Below are 14,520 nucleotides of genomic sequence, written 5' to 3' on the forward strand. Positions count from 1 at the left end.
GGGGGGGGCCCCCCTCCCGGGGTTTTGGGGGGGCCCCCCGGCCGTCCGTGCGCTCCGCGCTGGGCCGGTGCCCCGGCCGGCGGCCGGCGGCGGTCAGGACAGCGACCTGGCCCGGTGCAGCAGCCGGGTGTGCTCGGCGACCCGCTGCCCGAGGTGGGCGGCGGTGAGCAGATCGGACTTCTGCATCATCTCCGGGCCGCCGTCGCCGGGCGACTGCGCCATCGCGCCCAACCAGCCGCCGAGCCGGTTGAGTTCCCCCTCACCGCCGCCGGGCAGCAGGTCGAGGTTGACCCAGTGCATGCCGTGCTGGGCGGCCAGGACGGTGAAGTACTGAAGGGTATTGAGCTTGTCCCCGCTCATCGCGCCGGAGCTGGTGAAGCCCGCGGCCACCTTGTCCTTCCAGACCTGTGTGTACCACCGCCCGCTGGTGTCGTGGGCGAAGGTGTGGAACGCCGGGCTCGCCGAGCCCATGTAGGTGGGCGAGCCGAAGACGATCGCGTGCGCGGCGTCCAGGGTCGCCCAGTGCTCCTCGGTGAGTGCGTCGACCGGGAGCAGCTCGACGGTCGTTCCCGTCACCGACGCCGCACCGTCCCGGACGGCCTCGGCCATCCTGGTCGTGTGTCCGTACCCGCTGTGGTAGGCGATGACGACGGACACCGAGCTGTCGGACATGTGGTTTTCCCTCCGTGGTTCTGCGTCAACGGTGCCCGCCTCGCGGGCACACGTCCCTCCCCGACGCCGGCCCGAGAACGGAGCGGGCGCCCTGCGCTCAGCCTCGCAGTCGAGCGGCGCCGGGTGCACTCGCCGAGCGAGCTGTTTCACCTGCCCGAAAGAACTACCCACCACGGCGCGAAGTGAATAGGAAGGCCGAATTCCGTGTCGCCCGGTACTCAGAGCAGGTTCACCGCGAAGATGTGGCAGAAATCCGGGCGCTGTGACCGGGGTCACGTCGGTGGTGGTGGTTCTGCGACCCCGGCTCAGTTACCTTTCCCAGAGGTAATTCACCGTCATCCGGACGGAATCCGCGGATGACGGTGACGGGGGTTGTAAGGGTCGGCGCCGGTCCGGCGACGTGTTGATCCACTGCCGATGCCTGGCATACGGCACGGAATTCACGCCTCCGCCGGATTTCGCTGATCGCTAAGGGGGGAAATCCGTGAAGTTCCATCTGCTCGGCCAATTCGAGATTGTTTCGAGTAATGGCAGGTCGTGCTTACTCAGCAGGTCGAAGGTGAGTCAGGTCCTCGGGCTGCTGCTGATCCAGAACGGCGAGACGGTCGGCGTGGACACGCTGATCGAGGAACTGTGGGGGGAGAAGGTCCCGCGCAGCGCGCTGACCACGCTCCAGACGTACGTCTACCACGCGCGGAAGATCTTCGCGGGCCTGCCCGACGGGCATGCGGTGCTGGCCACCAGACCGGCCGGCTACGTCATCCAGGTGCCCGACGACGCCATCGACGTCGCCGTCTTCGAGGGGCTCGTCCAGCGGTCCCGGCGCCTGTTGGACGACGGGCGCGCGGAGGCGGCGCTGGACCGCCTCGACGAGGCGCTGCACCTCTGGCGCGGGCCGGTGCTCGTCGGCATGATGCTCGGCAGCGTCCTCGACGCCCACATCACCTACCTCAACGAACTCCGGTTCGCGGCCACCGAACTGCGCATCGAGGCCAACCAGCGCCTCGGACGGCATCAGGAGATCATCCCGCAACTGCGGCTGCTGGTCGCCGCGAACCCGCTCAACGAGCGGCTGCACGCCCAGCTCATCACCTCGCTGCACAAGTGCGGACGGCGGGCCGAGGCGCTCCAGGCGTACCAGAGCCTGTGGCGGACGCTCGACGTCGAACTGGGCGTCGAGCCGGCGCCCGAGGTGCAACTCCTCCAGCACGCCATGCTGAGCGAGGGGAGCGCGGTGCCGGGCCGGTGCTGAACGACGGCGGCGCCGGCCCGACCGGAGTGGTCGGACCGGCGCCCCGTAGTACCGGTTCGTGTCGTCGGCGCCTCAGTCGAGGAGGGCCACCACCCTCGTCCACCCGGCGCCCGCTCCGGCGACGGCGACCGGGAAGCACGCGACCGTGAAGCCCGTCGCCGCCGGCAGGTCGCCGAGGTGTGCGAGCTTTTCGAGCTGGAGGTACTCCCGGGTGCGGCCGTAGAGGTGGGCGGGCCACAGGTGGCCGCGGTCGCCGGTGCGCCGGTAGTCCTCGATCATCGACCGCATCGGCCGGTCCAGTCCCCAGGCGTCGATCCCGATGACCCGCACCCCGCGCTCGACCAGGTACCGCGTCGCCTCGCCGGTGAGGCCCGCGTAGTCGGTGAGGTAGCGCTCCGAGCCCCACAGCGCGTCGGCCCCGGTCCACAGCAGGACGAGGTCGCCGGGCCGGAGTGGGTGGCGGGCCGCGTCCAGCGCCCGCTCGATCTCGTCGGCGGTGATGCCCTCACCGGCGGGCACATGGCGCAGGTCGAGGCGGACGCCGGGCCCGAAGCACCACTCCAGCGGCACCCGGTCGATGCTCTTGGCCGGGCGGCCGCCGCTGAGCGGGCCGTAGTGCAGCGGGGCGTCCATGTGGGTGCCGGTGTGCGTGGTGAGCGTGACGGTCTCGTTCGAGATCGCCATGCCGTCCGGGAAGTCCTCGGGCGTCAGGCCCAGGACGGTCGCGGCCGCCTCGTGGCCGAGGACCTCCACCGTCACCGGTGTGGCCTCGCTGGCGGTGTCCCGGGTCGCCACGCTGAGGTCGAGGAAACGGCTCACACCGCTCCCCCCTCACGGGCCGGCCGCGGTGCGTGGGTCGTGCGCATGGGCGTTCTCCTGTCCTCGGGCGACTGAGGGCGGCAGTGTCCGCCGCCGGGATCGAATACGGCTCGAACAATGCCTGGACCGGCCGATGGAATTACTCACTCCACAAAGAAACACCGACCGGATTCGTCAGGCGAAGGTCCCCGGCCACCGAGATATGCAAAGATGCGCCCGACGCGCGGAGCACGGCGGGGAACCGCGCGCCCGGAATTCAAGATCCGGGACACAAGATTCAAAAGAGAAATGCGCACACCGGAGGGGGAATCGGCATGCACGCCGATCAGGAAGACGCGTTCACCACACCACGGGAATTCGGACCCGCGAGCGTCGGACCGGACGACCGACGCTATCTGGATCTTGTTTCCGGATTCAATCGACGCTGGCAGGCGGCACCCGAATACATCCGCCTGGTCGGTTCCACGGAGCAGGTCGTACGCACCGTCCAGGAGGCCGTCGACACCGGAAAGCGCCTCTCCATCCGCAGCGGCGGCCACTCCTACGGCGACTTCACCTACCACAAGGACGTCGACATCATCGTCGACCTCGCGATGATGGACGACATCTCCTACGACCCGCACCGCAAGGCGTTCGCCGTCCAGAGCGGCGCCCAGCTGGGGCAGATCTACGAACGGCTGTTCCGCGGCTGGGGCGTGACCCTGCCCGGAGGGGTCTGCCCCTCGGTCGGCATCGGCGGGCACGCGACCGGTGGCGGCCACGGCCTGCTCTCCCGTCAGTTCGGCTACGTCTGCGACCTCATCGAGGCCGTGGAGATGGTGGTCGTCGACCGTCACCGCAGGGCCCGCACGGTGATCGCGTCACGGAAGGACACCGGCGACCTGCGCGACCTGTGGTGGGCCTGCTCCGGCGGCGGTGGCGGCAGCTTCGGCGTCATCACCAAGTTCTGGTTCCGCTCCCGCGACGCGTCCGGACACCAGCCGGAGCGTCAACTCCCGCAGCCACCACGGGAGGTGCTGATCAGCACGGTCTTCGCCTCGTGGGACCAGCTCGACCGGACCGCCTTCACCCACCTGGTCCGCAACCAGTGCCAGTGGTACGCCGACCACAGCGCGCCCGGGTCGCCGGGCGAGGCGCTGTGCGGCCTGCTGTTCCTCCAGCACGTGTCCAGCGGCGGGGTCAGTCTGCTCACCCAGGTCGACGCCACCGCACCGAACGCGGAGAAGCTGCTGGAGAGCTACCTCGGCGCGGTGACCGCCAACACCGGCCTCACCGGACCGTTCCCGTCCCGTCGCCTGCCCTGGCTGGCCTCCACCGTCACCATCGACACCAGTAACCCCACGGTCGAGACCAACGCCACCCTGCGCGCCGCCCTCAAGCACGCCTTCCTGCGCCAACCGTTCACCGACGAGCAGTGCGCCACCATGTACCGGCAGTTGACGCGCCGGGACTACCTCAACACCCCGCCCGGCTCGGCGCTCATCCAGCTGGGCGCCATGGCCGGCGGCCGGATGAACGCACCGGCGCCCTCCGACACCGCTCTGTTCCAGCGCCGGTCGGCGTGTGTGGCGCTGTTCGAGACCTTCTGGACGGAGCCGGCCGAGGACGAGCGGCACCTGGCGTGGCTGCGCGAGCTCTACGGCCAGGTCTTCGCCTCGACCGGCGGCTACCCCGTCCCCGGCGACCGCTACCAGGGATGCAACATCAACGCGCCCGACCTCGACATCCTCGACCCCGCGCACAACACCTCGGGAGTGCCCTGGCACGCCTTCTACTTCGGCGAGAACTACCCCCGCCTCCAGCGCACCAAGGCCCGTTGGGACCCGACCGACACCTTCCGGCACTCGATGTCGGTCAAGGCCGCCTGACGCCCGCCCGCGAGCCGGGCCGGTCCGAGCCGGTGGGACGGCGCCTGCGGGCGTCGCCCCACCGGCTCACCACGTCCGCCCCCGGGGCCGGCCGGGCCCCCGTCCTCGGCGTCGCCCGCCCGGAGTCCGGCCCGACGCGACCTCAAGTGGTCCTCGAGCCCACCGGACCAGGTTGGCCGCATGGCAGCCCTACACGAACACCACACCGAGCACACCCAGGTCGTCGCCGCCCCGGCGGATGTGCTCCACGGCCTGGTGGCCGACGTCACCCTGTGGCCGGCCCTCTTCGGGCCGTGCGTCCACGTCCGGCACCTGGAGCGGTCCGAGCGCGCGGAGCGCTTCGAGATGTGGGCCACGGTCAACGGATCGGTCACCCGCTGGGTCTCCCGCCGCACCCTCGACCCGGACCGGCTCCGGGTGACCTTCGCCCAGGAGGTGAGCCGTCCGCCGTTCGCGTCCATGGGCGGGGAGTGGCTCTTCCGCGAACTGCCGGGCGGGGACACCGAGGTGGTGCTGCGGCACTCCTTCACGCCGGCGGAACCCGGCGGGGCGGCGGTGGACCGGGCGCTCGCCGCCCTGGACCGCAACAGCACCCAGGAACTGGCCGCCCTCGCCCGCCTCGCCGAGTTGGGCCACCCGGTCGCTGACCTCGTCTTCTCCTTCAGCGACAGCATCGAGCTGCCCGGCGCGCCCGCCGACGCCTATGCCTTCATCGAGCGGGCGGACCGGTGGGCCGAGCGGCTGCCGCAGGTCTCCCGGGTGCGGCTCACCGAGCCCGCCGAGGGCATCCAGGAACTGGAGATGGAGACGGTGACGGCGGACGGGGCCGCCCACTCCACGCGTTCGGTGCGGGTGTGCCGCGCTCCGGAATGGATCGCCTACAAGCAGCAGGTGACGCCCAAGCTGCTGCTCGGCCACAGCGGCCTGTGGACCTTCCCGGAGGGCTCCGGCGGCACGGAGCTCACCTCCCGGCACACGGTTCTGCTGAACCCCGGTGCGGTCGCCGAGGTGCTCGGCCCCGGCCACGGCCTGGCCGAGGCCCGGGACCGGGTGCGCGAGGCGCTCGGCCGCAACAGCGCCACCACCATGGCGTACGCCGCACAGCACACGGCCCGCGCCCACCGGTGAGCGCGGGGGACGCGGGCCGGGTGGCGCGGCGCGGCCGGTCAGCGCGCGAGCAGCAGCCGGTCCTGCCGGACCTGCCGGGACTTGTTCAGCAGGGCGCCGTCGACGCGGACCAGCACATCGGTCACCACACAGCTGGGCCCCACCTGGGCGTCGGCGCCGGGCCGGGTGTTGATCACCTGGGCGTAGTAGGTGGTGCGCACCGACCCGTCCGGCTGCGGCTCGGCGACGATCATGTTGAACCAGTGCCGGCGGACGACGGGGTCCTGCGCGAAGCGCCGGTGGAATTCCCGCAGCTCGGCGACGATCCCGGCCCGCGTCCGCGCCAGTTGCCCCGGTGTGTGGCTGAACTCGCCGTCCTCGGTGAAGGTGGCCGCGAAGGACTCGAAATCGCGCCCGTCCATCAGCTGCATCTGCCGGGCGTAGAAGTGCTGGATCTCGGCGTAGAGGGCGGTGAGGTCCTGGGTGGCTGTCATCGGGTTCTCCTCTGGACGAACGCGGCACGGGGACAGCCGTCAACCTGGCCGGGGCGGCTCGCAATTCGCTCGCGGATCGCCCGCAGCCCCCTGGAACCCGGGCGTCCGGGCCCGTCCCAGCGGTCTTCGAGTGGCCCCGGCCAGGGTGGCCCCCATCGCCCGGGACACCGCCCGGGCACCCGACCGGGAGGAACCGACCATGCCCCGTACCGACCAGCACGTCATCGTCACCGGTGCCACCAGCGGCATCGGTCTGACCCTCACCGAACGGCTGGCGCAGCTGGGCCACCCCGTCCACGTCTGCGCGCGGAGCGCGGACGCCCTCGCCGACCTCGTCGCCTCCCTGCGGGACAAGGGCCTCGAAGTGGACGGCAGCCCCTGTGACGTGACCTCGCCGGAGCAGATCCGCCGCTTCGTCCGGACAGCCGTCGACCGGTACGGCCCGGTGGACATCCTGGTCAACAACGCCGGGCGCAGCGGCGGCGGCGCCACCGCGGAGATCGCCGACGACCTGTGGTTCGACGTCATCAACACCAACCTCAACAGCGTGTTCCTCATGACGAAGGCCGCTCTGACCACCGGCGGGATGCGGGACCGGGACTGGGGCCGGATCATCAACATCGCCTCGACCGGCGGCAAGCAGGGCGTGGTCCACGCCGCCCCCTACTCGGCCTCGAAGCACGGCGTGGTGGGCCTCACCAAGGCACTCGGCCTGGAGCTGGCCCCGACCGGCATCACCGTCAACGCCGTCTGCCCCGGCTTCGTGGAGACCCCGATGGCCGAACGGGTGCGGGAGCACTACGCGGACATCTGGGGAGTGACGACCAGCGAGGCGTTCGACCGCATCACCACCCGAGTGCCGATGCGACGCTACGTGGCGACCGACGAGGTGGCGGCCATGGTGGAGTACCTGAGCAGCGACCGGGCCGGCGCGGTGACGGCCCAGGCCCTCAACGTCTGCGGCGGTCTGGGCAACTACTAGCCGCACCCGCCACCCTGGCCGAGGCACCGGAACGGACGCCCACCAGGGCCGGGCGCCGCACGGAACCAACCGGGACCACCACCCGGCACCACACACCAGGCACCACCACCCAGCCACCACCGAGGGCGAAAGGCGCAGCATGACCAACGGACGGCACCACGGCGAGACGGCGCTGGTGACGGGAGCCAACAAGGGGATCGGCCGGCAGATCGCCCGCCGCCTGGCCGCCGAGGGGATGACGGTCTATCTCGGCGCGCGGGACGAGAACCGCGGCCGGGAAGCGGAGAAGGCGCTGGCCGACGAGGGACTGGACGTGCGCTACGTCCCACTCGACGTGACCGTACAGGCGCAGATCGACGCCGCCGTCCAGCGGATCGAGGCGGCGCGCAGCCGGCTGGACGTGCTGGTCAACAACGCGGGCGTGGTCGTGGAGTGGGGAGTCGCGGTGCCGGAGGTCACCGCCGACCACATGCGGAAGGCATTCGACGTCAACGTCTTCGGCACGGTGGCGGTGACCCAGGCATGCCTCCCGCTGCTGCGCCGCTCCCCCGCCGGCCGGGTGGTCAACATGTCCAGCCCGCTGGGCTCGCTGACCCTCCTCAGCGACCCGGACCACCCCGTCTCCACCCGCGGACTGCTGCCGTACAGCGCCTCCAAGGCGGCGCTCAACGCCCTCACGGTGGTGTACGCCAACGCCCTGCGCGAGGCGGGCATCCGCGTGAACGCCGCCAACCCCGGCCTGGTCGCCACCGACCTGAACGACCGCTCCCCCTTCAGCCGCGGCACCCGCACCCCGGAGGAGGGCGCCGACGTCCCGGTGCAGCTCGCCCTCCTGCGCCCGGACGACCCGACGGGCACCTTCCGCGGCAGCATGGACGGCTCCGCGGACGAAACGGTCCCCTGGTAGCCCGCCGGTGGGCCTCCCGCCCGGTACGCGCGGCGCCGCGCTCCTTGGGCGACGGCGCCGTCACGGGTTGGGGCGTGCTGCGTCCCGGTGTCAGGGGGCCGGAGTCCGTCCCATGAGGGCAGCGGCACGAGCGGCGATGTCCGCCACGATGCGGCCCGCCGGGGCGATGTCATGGACGAGTCCGGCGCTCTGGCCCGCGTAAAGGGCAAGGGCCTCCAGATCGCCCGACATGTCGGGCACCGGGACCATGTCCTGGTATCGCGCCCAGGTCCGCCCGTCGGCGCCGCGGGCCACCACGGCGCCTTCCCCTGGCCGGTCCGGTGCGGTGGGGCGGTCCGCGCCCTCCCAGGCTCTGAGCGTGGAGTTGCGCAGCGCCCGGTGCGGGGCGTCGGGCCAGCCGCCGTCGAAGCACCGGGTGTGCACCGCGTCGTGCGGCGCCGCCCCGATCACGGCCTGGCGGTAGACCTCGTGCGTGGCCGCCTCACACGCCGTCAGGAACCGGGTGCCCAGCCATCCGGCCTGGGCCCCCAGAGCCAGTACGGCGGCCAGGCCGCGCCCGTCGGCGATACCGCCCGCCGCGATGACGGGCACCGGGTGCACCGCGTCCACCACCGCCGGCACCAGCGCCATCGTGCTGACCTCCCCGCGCACATGGCCGCCCGCTTCACACCCCTGGGCCACGATCACATCGACGCCCGCGGCCACGGCCCGTTCGGCCTCGGCGACGGAACCGACGGTGTGGAGGTGGACGGCGCCGGCCGGACGCACGCGTGCGGAGACAGCCGCGGGATCACCCCAGAACGTCGAGATGACGGGCACGCTCTCCGCCAGGCAGACCTCCACGAGCTCCTCGACGGGGAAGTCCAGCACCAAGTTCACGGCGAAGGGCTTGGAGGTCAGCCGCCGGACCTGCCGGATCCGGCGCACCGCCTCGGGTGCGCTCACCCACGTCAGAGCGAGAGTGCCGAGCCCGCCCGCCTCCGCCACCGCGGCCGCCAGCTCCGCGGTGGCCGCGGAGCCGATCGGCGCCTGCACCACGGGAACCTCGATGCCCAGTCGCCGGCACACAGCTGTCGTTAAAGCCGTCATGTTGCCCTTCCCCCCACGGAGCCGCTTCGATTTCCGAATTTTCAGGCGAGGCTAATGTTTCGGAAACCGAAACACCAGGGCTGAGGAGCCGTCGCGGCACAGGGGAACCACGACGGCATACGAGAACTCCCGGGAAACCGCAGCTCCAGGCGGGGACCCCATCGGGCGGCACGGTGGCCTGACCAGGGTGTTTTCCCTGATCAGCGACGGTGATGGCGGACGAGTCGGCCTGTACGCCGGGGACAGTCGGCGCTTTCGCGGGTAGACGTGTGACCTGCCATACACCGTGTCAGACCACAGCAATGCACATCACGTGCACGATCACGCGTGACTGCTGGACACAACGGCACGTGGGCGGATTCCAGCGACCACCCGGAGAACAAACACCACAGGCCCCCTGCGACGGGGACCACGCGGCGGTCGCCCGCCAGGCTTCGACAAGCACAGATACTTCTACTCGGTGGTGACTGGTCCGAGGCAGGGCGTGGGCGAGGAGTCCGCGGCAAGACTCTGAGACCGCGCATCAGTCGCGTTTGACGCCATTCGAGATCTTCGCTCGGGATGGCCAGACGCATCCCGGGGAAACCGGTGACGATCGCTCGGAGCGCTTCCTCTGCCTCGATTCGAGCCAATGGCGCTCCCAGGCACCGGTGGATTCCGTGCCCGAAGGCCAGGTGATTACTGGCTTTCCGGTCCAGGTCGAGCCGTTGCGGCTCAATAAATGAAACCGGATCGCGGTTCGCGGCCCCAGGGGCAATCAGTACCTGAACGCCCGCAGGGATCTCGACGCCACCGAGCTGGAGTTCCTCAGTGCTGAATCGGAAGGTAGCGAGTCCCACCGGGGAGTCGAATCGCAGCAGTTCGTCGAGCGAGCCGGCAATCAGGTCTGGGTCCTGCCGGAGCCTCGTGAGCGATGAGGGATTTTCAGCGACCCTCCGCAGCACCCACACGACGACCGCTCGCCGTGTACCGAGGCCCTGGTGCCCTTGAGCCGGTCTGTTGCCGCAGTGCCGGTGCCGGTGAAGCCGTAGTGCACCCACACGTCGTGTTCGTCTGAGGTCTCCCTCGGCTGATGGTGCGATGGAAAGCCGACGATGTCCGGCGCGGAAACGCGCCATCACACATCTGCCCGCACCGTCGCGATGTCGAGGTCGATGGCGATTCGGCCGGTCCGGCCGTCTTCATGCTGCCCGGCCGGCCTCACCATCGGGGCATCTTCGCCCGACTGCCCATCGGGCGTCGAATGCCGGTGCGAAGCGGACGGACCGCATGGTGTCCGGGCGGCGCGCAAGACCGACGGGAGGCATCACCCTGTCGGCCGGTGTGGCGGGTTACCACTCCGTGGCTGGATCGGGGAGCTGCGGCTCTGCCCTCGCATTCGTAACCTTCGGGCTCTGTCGCTGCGGGGCCCGGACACGAGCGGCCGCGCCGTCATCCCAACCACCGACCACGCCCGCACTTTCTCAAGGCCAGGAGCCCCGTTGACTGTTCTCCACTTCGACCTTCGTCCTGCCCTCGTCACTGAAGACCTACAGGTGGACGTGCACGGATCTGCGTACGCGCTCCGTCCACACACCGACGAGACCCTGGACGCAGCGAGGCGGGAGCACCCCGTGCTCGCGGCACTGCTCACGGCCCCACGGGGCTTGCAGGGGGCGTCGGCCGCGGAGTTCACGCACTTCGCCGAGGTGGACGACGCGGACCTCGACACCGGTGCGGTGCGGTGGTTGCGCGTGGTGCGGCCCGCGCCGAAGGGCGTGCATCTGCCCGAGGTGGTGATGATGGCCCTGTACCTCGCGCCACAGCGGCTGCGTGCCACCCTGCTCGCCCGCCGGGACCGCGAAGGCCGGGAGATCACGCGCAGCGGCAAGCTGGCCAGGCTCGGCGTCGGCCCGTGCACGGGGGAAGCGGCGCTCGAACTGCGCCTCCACGCCGAGACGTTGATCACGGACCATGACACAGCTGTCGGGCTCATCGCGCATCATCCCGATCTCGCGACCACCGAGCCGCACACGGCGCAGATCCTTCGGGACGACCACATCGCCCCGGACGAAGAGATGGACCCCGACCAGTACAACGCGGTGGCCGAACTCGCGGGCCTCATCAGTGAACTGGGGCAGGACTGGTCCCGCCGCATCCCCTGCCGGGATTCCGGCGGCACCCTGCTGACCGCCGGGTACGCGGTCGACGGCATCCGGGCCGGCGACCAGCTGTACACCTTCGACCTGCACGAGCGGGTCCTCGACAAGAGCCGTCCCGTGATCGCGGGGGCGCGGCGTACGTCCTCCGATGACGCATGGCTGCGGGGCAAGACCTGGCGCAGCCGCCCCGGCACGTCCGTGCTCGTCACCGACGGACCAGCGGCGCTCGGCGCGTCCGCACCCCGGGCTCCCTCCTACCGATGGACCGTGGACGAGCCCACCTCCCATCACGGCGTGAACGTGGGAGCCCCCGGCGTGGACGATGCCGGCACCTTCAGCATCGACGCCTCCAACTCCTATCTGCGCACCCTCTACCTGGGTTACGAACTCTTCGACGAGTCGGGGACGTCGCTCGGCTCTGTCACCAAGTGGGGCTCGGTCCCGGCGGTGGACACGATCCTCGGCATCCCCGTTCCCGCGGAGCCGAACGAGGTGTCCTTCGCGCTGGGGAAGGCCGCCTCGGTAAAGCTGTACTTCGGCAGCCTGGGCACCTCGGACTGGAACGCGGACGTCAGCACCGAGGGAGCGCTGCTCACCGCGCTGTGGGAGTACGGCGTACCCCTGGTCTGCCTGGCCGCAGGAAAGGCCCTCACCAGCACCAAGCTCTTCAACCGGATCATCAACGACCGCGACCTGGTCGCCGTGGTACTCGGCGTCGGCCTTCCGCTCGCCGGGGGGACGATCGCGGTGGGCACCGCGCTCACCCGGTCCTCCAAGTTCCTCACCGCGGCGGCGAACTTCGTCCTCGGCATCGTGGTGCAGAAGGGCCTGGAGAAGCTGGGGGAGTGGCTGGTCGAGCAGGTCGGCGAGGGAGCGCTGTCGAACGCCTTCGGGCCGGTGGGCTGGGCGCTGAAGCTGGTGGCCGCCGGCCTGGACTTCGAGCAGATCGCGATCACGACGGGCGAGGTGCTGTCCTCCCCCGCCTGCGTCACCGTCAAGGCCAGCCGGTCGCTGGATGTCGCCCTCACCCTGCACCCCGACCCGCGGCACGGCGAGGCCGGACACCCCGAGACGGCCGTGTGGCCGGCGGTGGCGACCCGGTACCTGGTGACGTTGCAGTACCGGGGCGGCGCAAGCCGGCAGCTCACCGGCGAGCTGCCGCATGTGACCAGCAAGGAGCCGTTGCGGCTCCGGTTCGCGGACGTGCCGGCGGGCGGCGACCTGCGGATCGTCGCGGGCGTCTACAGCGCCAACGGCTGGCTGGCCGGGTCCTGGCAGAGCGACTGGACGCCCTCGAAGCCCACCGGGGAAGCGGTGCTCGACCTGGGCGATCACCAGATCACGGAGAACCTGGTGCCGCTCGCGCCCGACACCCAGTACGTCTACAAGGAACAGCTCGCGCTGGCCGGCGGCAAGCCGGTCTGGCGCGCCGACGGCACACCTCCGAGCGCCACCAAGGCCGACCTCGACTGCCAGGGCACTTCCGGCCTGTGCGACATCGCCGCCGCCACCCTCAACAACAGTGCCTTCCAGGTCGGTTACGCCTGGCGCGCCTCGGGCCAGGAGCTCCACCCGGACCGTCCCGACGCCCCGGTCTCCGACGACCAGCTGTGGGCGGTGCAGAACGTCTCCGTGCTGGCGGACCCCGACTCCCGACGGAAGACCACCACGGTCGGCTTCACCGCCCGCCCCGCCATCGCCTACGCGCTGTCCCCCAACGCCGAGTCCATTGACGAGACGAACTTCGTCCTGGACCCGCGCGACGGCGTCATGCATCTGCGGCAGGTGCGGCTCGACGACGGTACGCGGGACTTCGGCTTCGACCAGAAGGACCTCCCGAGCTGGGGCCGGTTCCCGCTGGAGAACGTGGACGCGCTGGCCGTCCACCCCAGCAACGCCGTGATCGCCTGCTCCTGGCAGCACCACAAACTCATGCTGCTGCCCCTGCCGGCGGAACCGGTCACCGACGACAAGGCCCCGGAAGCACTGCTCGTCTCCGGTCAGGGCATCCGGGAAGGGCTGCTCAAGGGCCCGAAGGCACTCGCTGTCGCCCCGGACGGCCGCATCCTGGTCCTGGAGTCACTCAACAACCGGATCCAGGCATTCGACACCAAGGGCAATCCGGTGCCGTCCTTCACCACCGGCCCCGCCGTCTGCCAGGCCCCCACCGCACAGCTCGCCGCCGCCCTGGACGCCGGCACCATTCCCGAGGCGCTGCACGAAGCACTGCAAGAGGCGGACGCCACCCTGTTGTTCCCCCTTGATGCCCACTTCACCGCACAACTGGACTCGGCCCGCTTCCAGCCGGCGAACGACCCACTGATCGACGTGCTCGCCGCGAACGGCATCGCTCTGGCCTACGACCCGGACCACATGGACGACCCCGCGCAGAGCGCACAGATCACGGTGATCGAGAAGGGCCGCTCGTGGGTCATCTCCGACCCTCGCGGCATGGCGTGGCAGGTGCTGAACGGTCAGCAGGGGCTCGCCGTCCATCACCGCCTGACCAGCACCGTCATCCATACCCAACGGGCGGGCGCGCAGTGGCTCGTCCTGGACGACGACCGCCAGGGCGCCTGGAAGGTCGTCCCGGTCGCGGACGACGCGACCCGGTCGGAGGTCTACGCGTGCACCTCCTCCTTCCCACTGCGAGGCGACGGCGCGAACGCCGACAACTCCGTCACCTATCTCGACATGGCCGTCGAGTCACAGGGCTACACCTACGTGCTGTCCTACTCGGGTGCCGGATCCAAGGCAGCGGACTATCTGCTGGACATCTACGGCCCCGACGGACGATTCATCGTGCGCACGCCCGACACCACCGTCACCAAGACCCCGCAGAACATCGTCGCCGCGAAGATCGCGGTGGACGTCTGGCGCAACCTCTACGCCCTGGGCTACGCGCCGCTGACCGAGACCCGCGACGGCCCGGCCTTCGCCCACTGGACGCCCACACCACCACTGTTCACGCTCCCGCTCACCGCGCAGCCGAACTACGACGACCGGAACATCTCCCCTGTCAGGGCGGACTTCGCCGCCCACAACATCACGCTCACCAACGACGCGGCCGTCACCGTGACCGTCCCCGGCGGCGCATGGCAGGTCCAGGACGGCGGCACCATCTACCACCTCTACCGCAGCGGCGACGGCTTGCAGGTCTACGCCATTCCCGCCTGACGACCCAAGGAG

10 protein-coding genes and 1 pseudogene are annotated in these 14,520 nt (G+C 70.7%); 6 read left to right on the forward strand and 5 right to left on the reverse strand.

The genetic code is table 11. From position 1 onward, the window contains the following. Window positions 1–93: 93 nt before the first annotated feature. A complete protein-coding gene (locus tag ACFWJW_RS12380) occupies window positions 94–672 on the reverse strand; it encodes a flavodoxin family protein (RefSeq protein ID WP_327226845.1) in 579 nt (192 codons plus the stop codon). 559 nt (window positions 673–1,231) lie between these two features. Between ACFWJW_RS12380 and ACFWJW_RS12385 the strand changes: the two genes are divergently transcribed. Continuing rightward, complete coding sequence (locus tag ACFWJW_RS12385) at window positions 1,232–1,924, forward strand: BTAD domain-containing putative transcriptional regulator (RefSeq protein WP_387238667.1); 693 nt, start codon at window positions 1,232–1,234, stop codon at window positions 1,922–1,924. A gap of 72 nt (window positions 1,925–1,996) precedes the next feature. Here ACFWJW_RS12385 and ACFWJW_RS12390 read toward each other — a convergent pair whose 3' ends face one another. After that, window positions 1,997–2,743, reverse strand: a complete 747-nt coding sequence (locus ACFWJW_RS12390; RefSeq protein WP_387238670.1) for a cyclase family protein — start codon at window positions 2,741–2,743, stop codon at window positions 1,997–1,999. A gap of 314 nt (window positions 2,744–3,057) precedes the next feature. Between ACFWJW_RS12390 and ACFWJW_RS12395 the strand changes: the two genes are divergently transcribed. Continuing rightward, window positions 3,058–4,611 carry an FAD-dependent oxidoreductase gene (locus ACFWJW_RS12395; protein WP_387238673.1) on the forward strand — a complete coding sequence of 518 codons (1,554 nt, stop codon included), beginning with the start codon at window positions 3,058–3,060 and terminating at the stop codon, window positions 4,609–4,611. A gap of 180 nt (window positions 4,612–4,791) precedes the next feature. Beyond that, complete coding sequence (locus ACFWJW_RS12400) at window positions 4,792–5,739, forward strand: aromatase/cyclase (protein WP_387238676.1); 948 nt, start codon at window positions 4,792–4,794, stop codon at window positions 5,737–5,739. 38 nt (window positions 5,740–5,777) lie between these two features. On the opposite strand, the gene ACFWJW_RS12405 is transcribed toward ACFWJW_RS12400, so the two are convergent. Then, window positions 5,778–6,212 carry a nuclear transport factor 2 family protein gene (locus ACFWJW_RS12405; RefSeq protein ID WP_387238679.1) on the reverse strand — a complete coding sequence of 145 codons (435 nt, stop codon included), beginning with the start codon at window positions 6,210–6,212 and terminating at the stop codon, window positions 5,778–5,780. Between the two features lie 199 nt (window positions 6,213–6,411). Between ACFWJW_RS12405 and ACFWJW_RS12410 the strand changes: the two genes are divergently transcribed. Both ACFWJW_RS12410 and ACFWJW_RS12415 read left to right on the forward strand, forming a co-directional pair. Then, window positions 6,412–7,194 (forward strand): SDR family NAD(P)-dependent oxidoreductase, encoded by a 783-nt coding sequence (locus tag ACFWJW_RS12410; RefSeq protein WP_387238682.1) that lies wholly within the window; start codon window positions 6,412–6,414, stop codon window positions 7,192–7,194. A gap of 139 nt (window positions 7,195–7,333) precedes the next feature. Continuing rightward, window positions 7,334–8,101, forward strand: coding sequence for an SDR family oxidoreductase (locus ACFWJW_RS12415; protein WP_387238685.1), 768 nt, complete (start codon window positions 7,334–7,336; stop codon window positions 8,099–8,101). Window positions 8,102–8,191: 90 nt separating this feature from the next. On the opposite strand, the gene ACFWJW_RS12420 is transcribed toward ACFWJW_RS12415, so the two are convergent. Further along, entirely contained in the window at window positions 8,192–9,190 is a 999-nt protein-coding gene (locus ACFWJW_RS12420) for an NAD(P)H-dependent flavin oxidoreductase (protein WP_387238688.1), read from the reverse strand. Window positions 9,191–9,690: 500 nt separating this feature from the next. Then, window positions 9,691–10,104: pseudogene (locus tag ACFWJW_RS12425) on the reverse strand (cytochrome P450); the annotation flags it as partial. Window positions 10,105–10,671: 567 nt separating this feature from the next. Here ACFWJW_RS12425 and ACFWJW_RS12430 point away from each other — a divergent pair. Further along, window positions 10,672–14,508, forward strand: coding sequence for a hypothetical protein (locus ACFWJW_RS12430; protein ID WP_387238691.1), 3,837 nt, complete (start codon window positions 10,672–10,674; stop codon window positions 14,506–14,508). Window positions 14,509–14,520: the final 12 nt, after the last annotated feature.

Source organism: Streptomyces sp. NPDC127097 (genome assembly GCF_042724075.1).
Lineage (GTDB): Bacteria > Actinomycetota > Actinomycetes > Streptomycetales > Streptomycetaceae > Streptomyces.

Coding starts and splice junctions, on each gene's coding strand:
- ACFWJW_RS12380 (WP_327226845.1), bottom strand. CDS start 672: ATGTCCGACAGCTCGGTGTCCGTCGTCATCGCCTACCACAGCGGGTAC.
- ACFWJW_RS12410 (WP_387238682.1), top strand. CDS start 6,412: ATGCCCCGTACCGACCAGCACGTCATCGTCACCGGTGCCACCAGCGGC.
- ACFWJW_RS12415 (WP_387238685.1), top strand. CDS start 7,334: ATGACCAACGGACGGCACCACGGCGAGACGGCGCTGGTGACGGGAGCC.
- ACFWJW_RS12405 (WP_387238679.1), bottom strand. CDS start 6,212: ATGACAGCCACCCAGGACCTCACCGCCCTCTACGCCGAGATCCAGCAC.
- ACFWJW_RS12400 (WP_387238676.1), top strand. CDS start 4,792: ATGGCAGCCCTACACGAACACCACACCGAGCACACCCAGGTCGTCGCC.
- ACFWJW_RS12395 (WP_387238673.1), top strand. CDS start 3,058: ATGCACGCCGATCAGGAAGACGCGTTCACCACACCACGGGAATTCGGA.
- ACFWJW_RS12420 (WP_387238688.1), bottom strand. CDS start 9,190: ATGACGGCTTTAACGACAGCTGTGTGCCGGCGACTGGGCATCGAGGTT.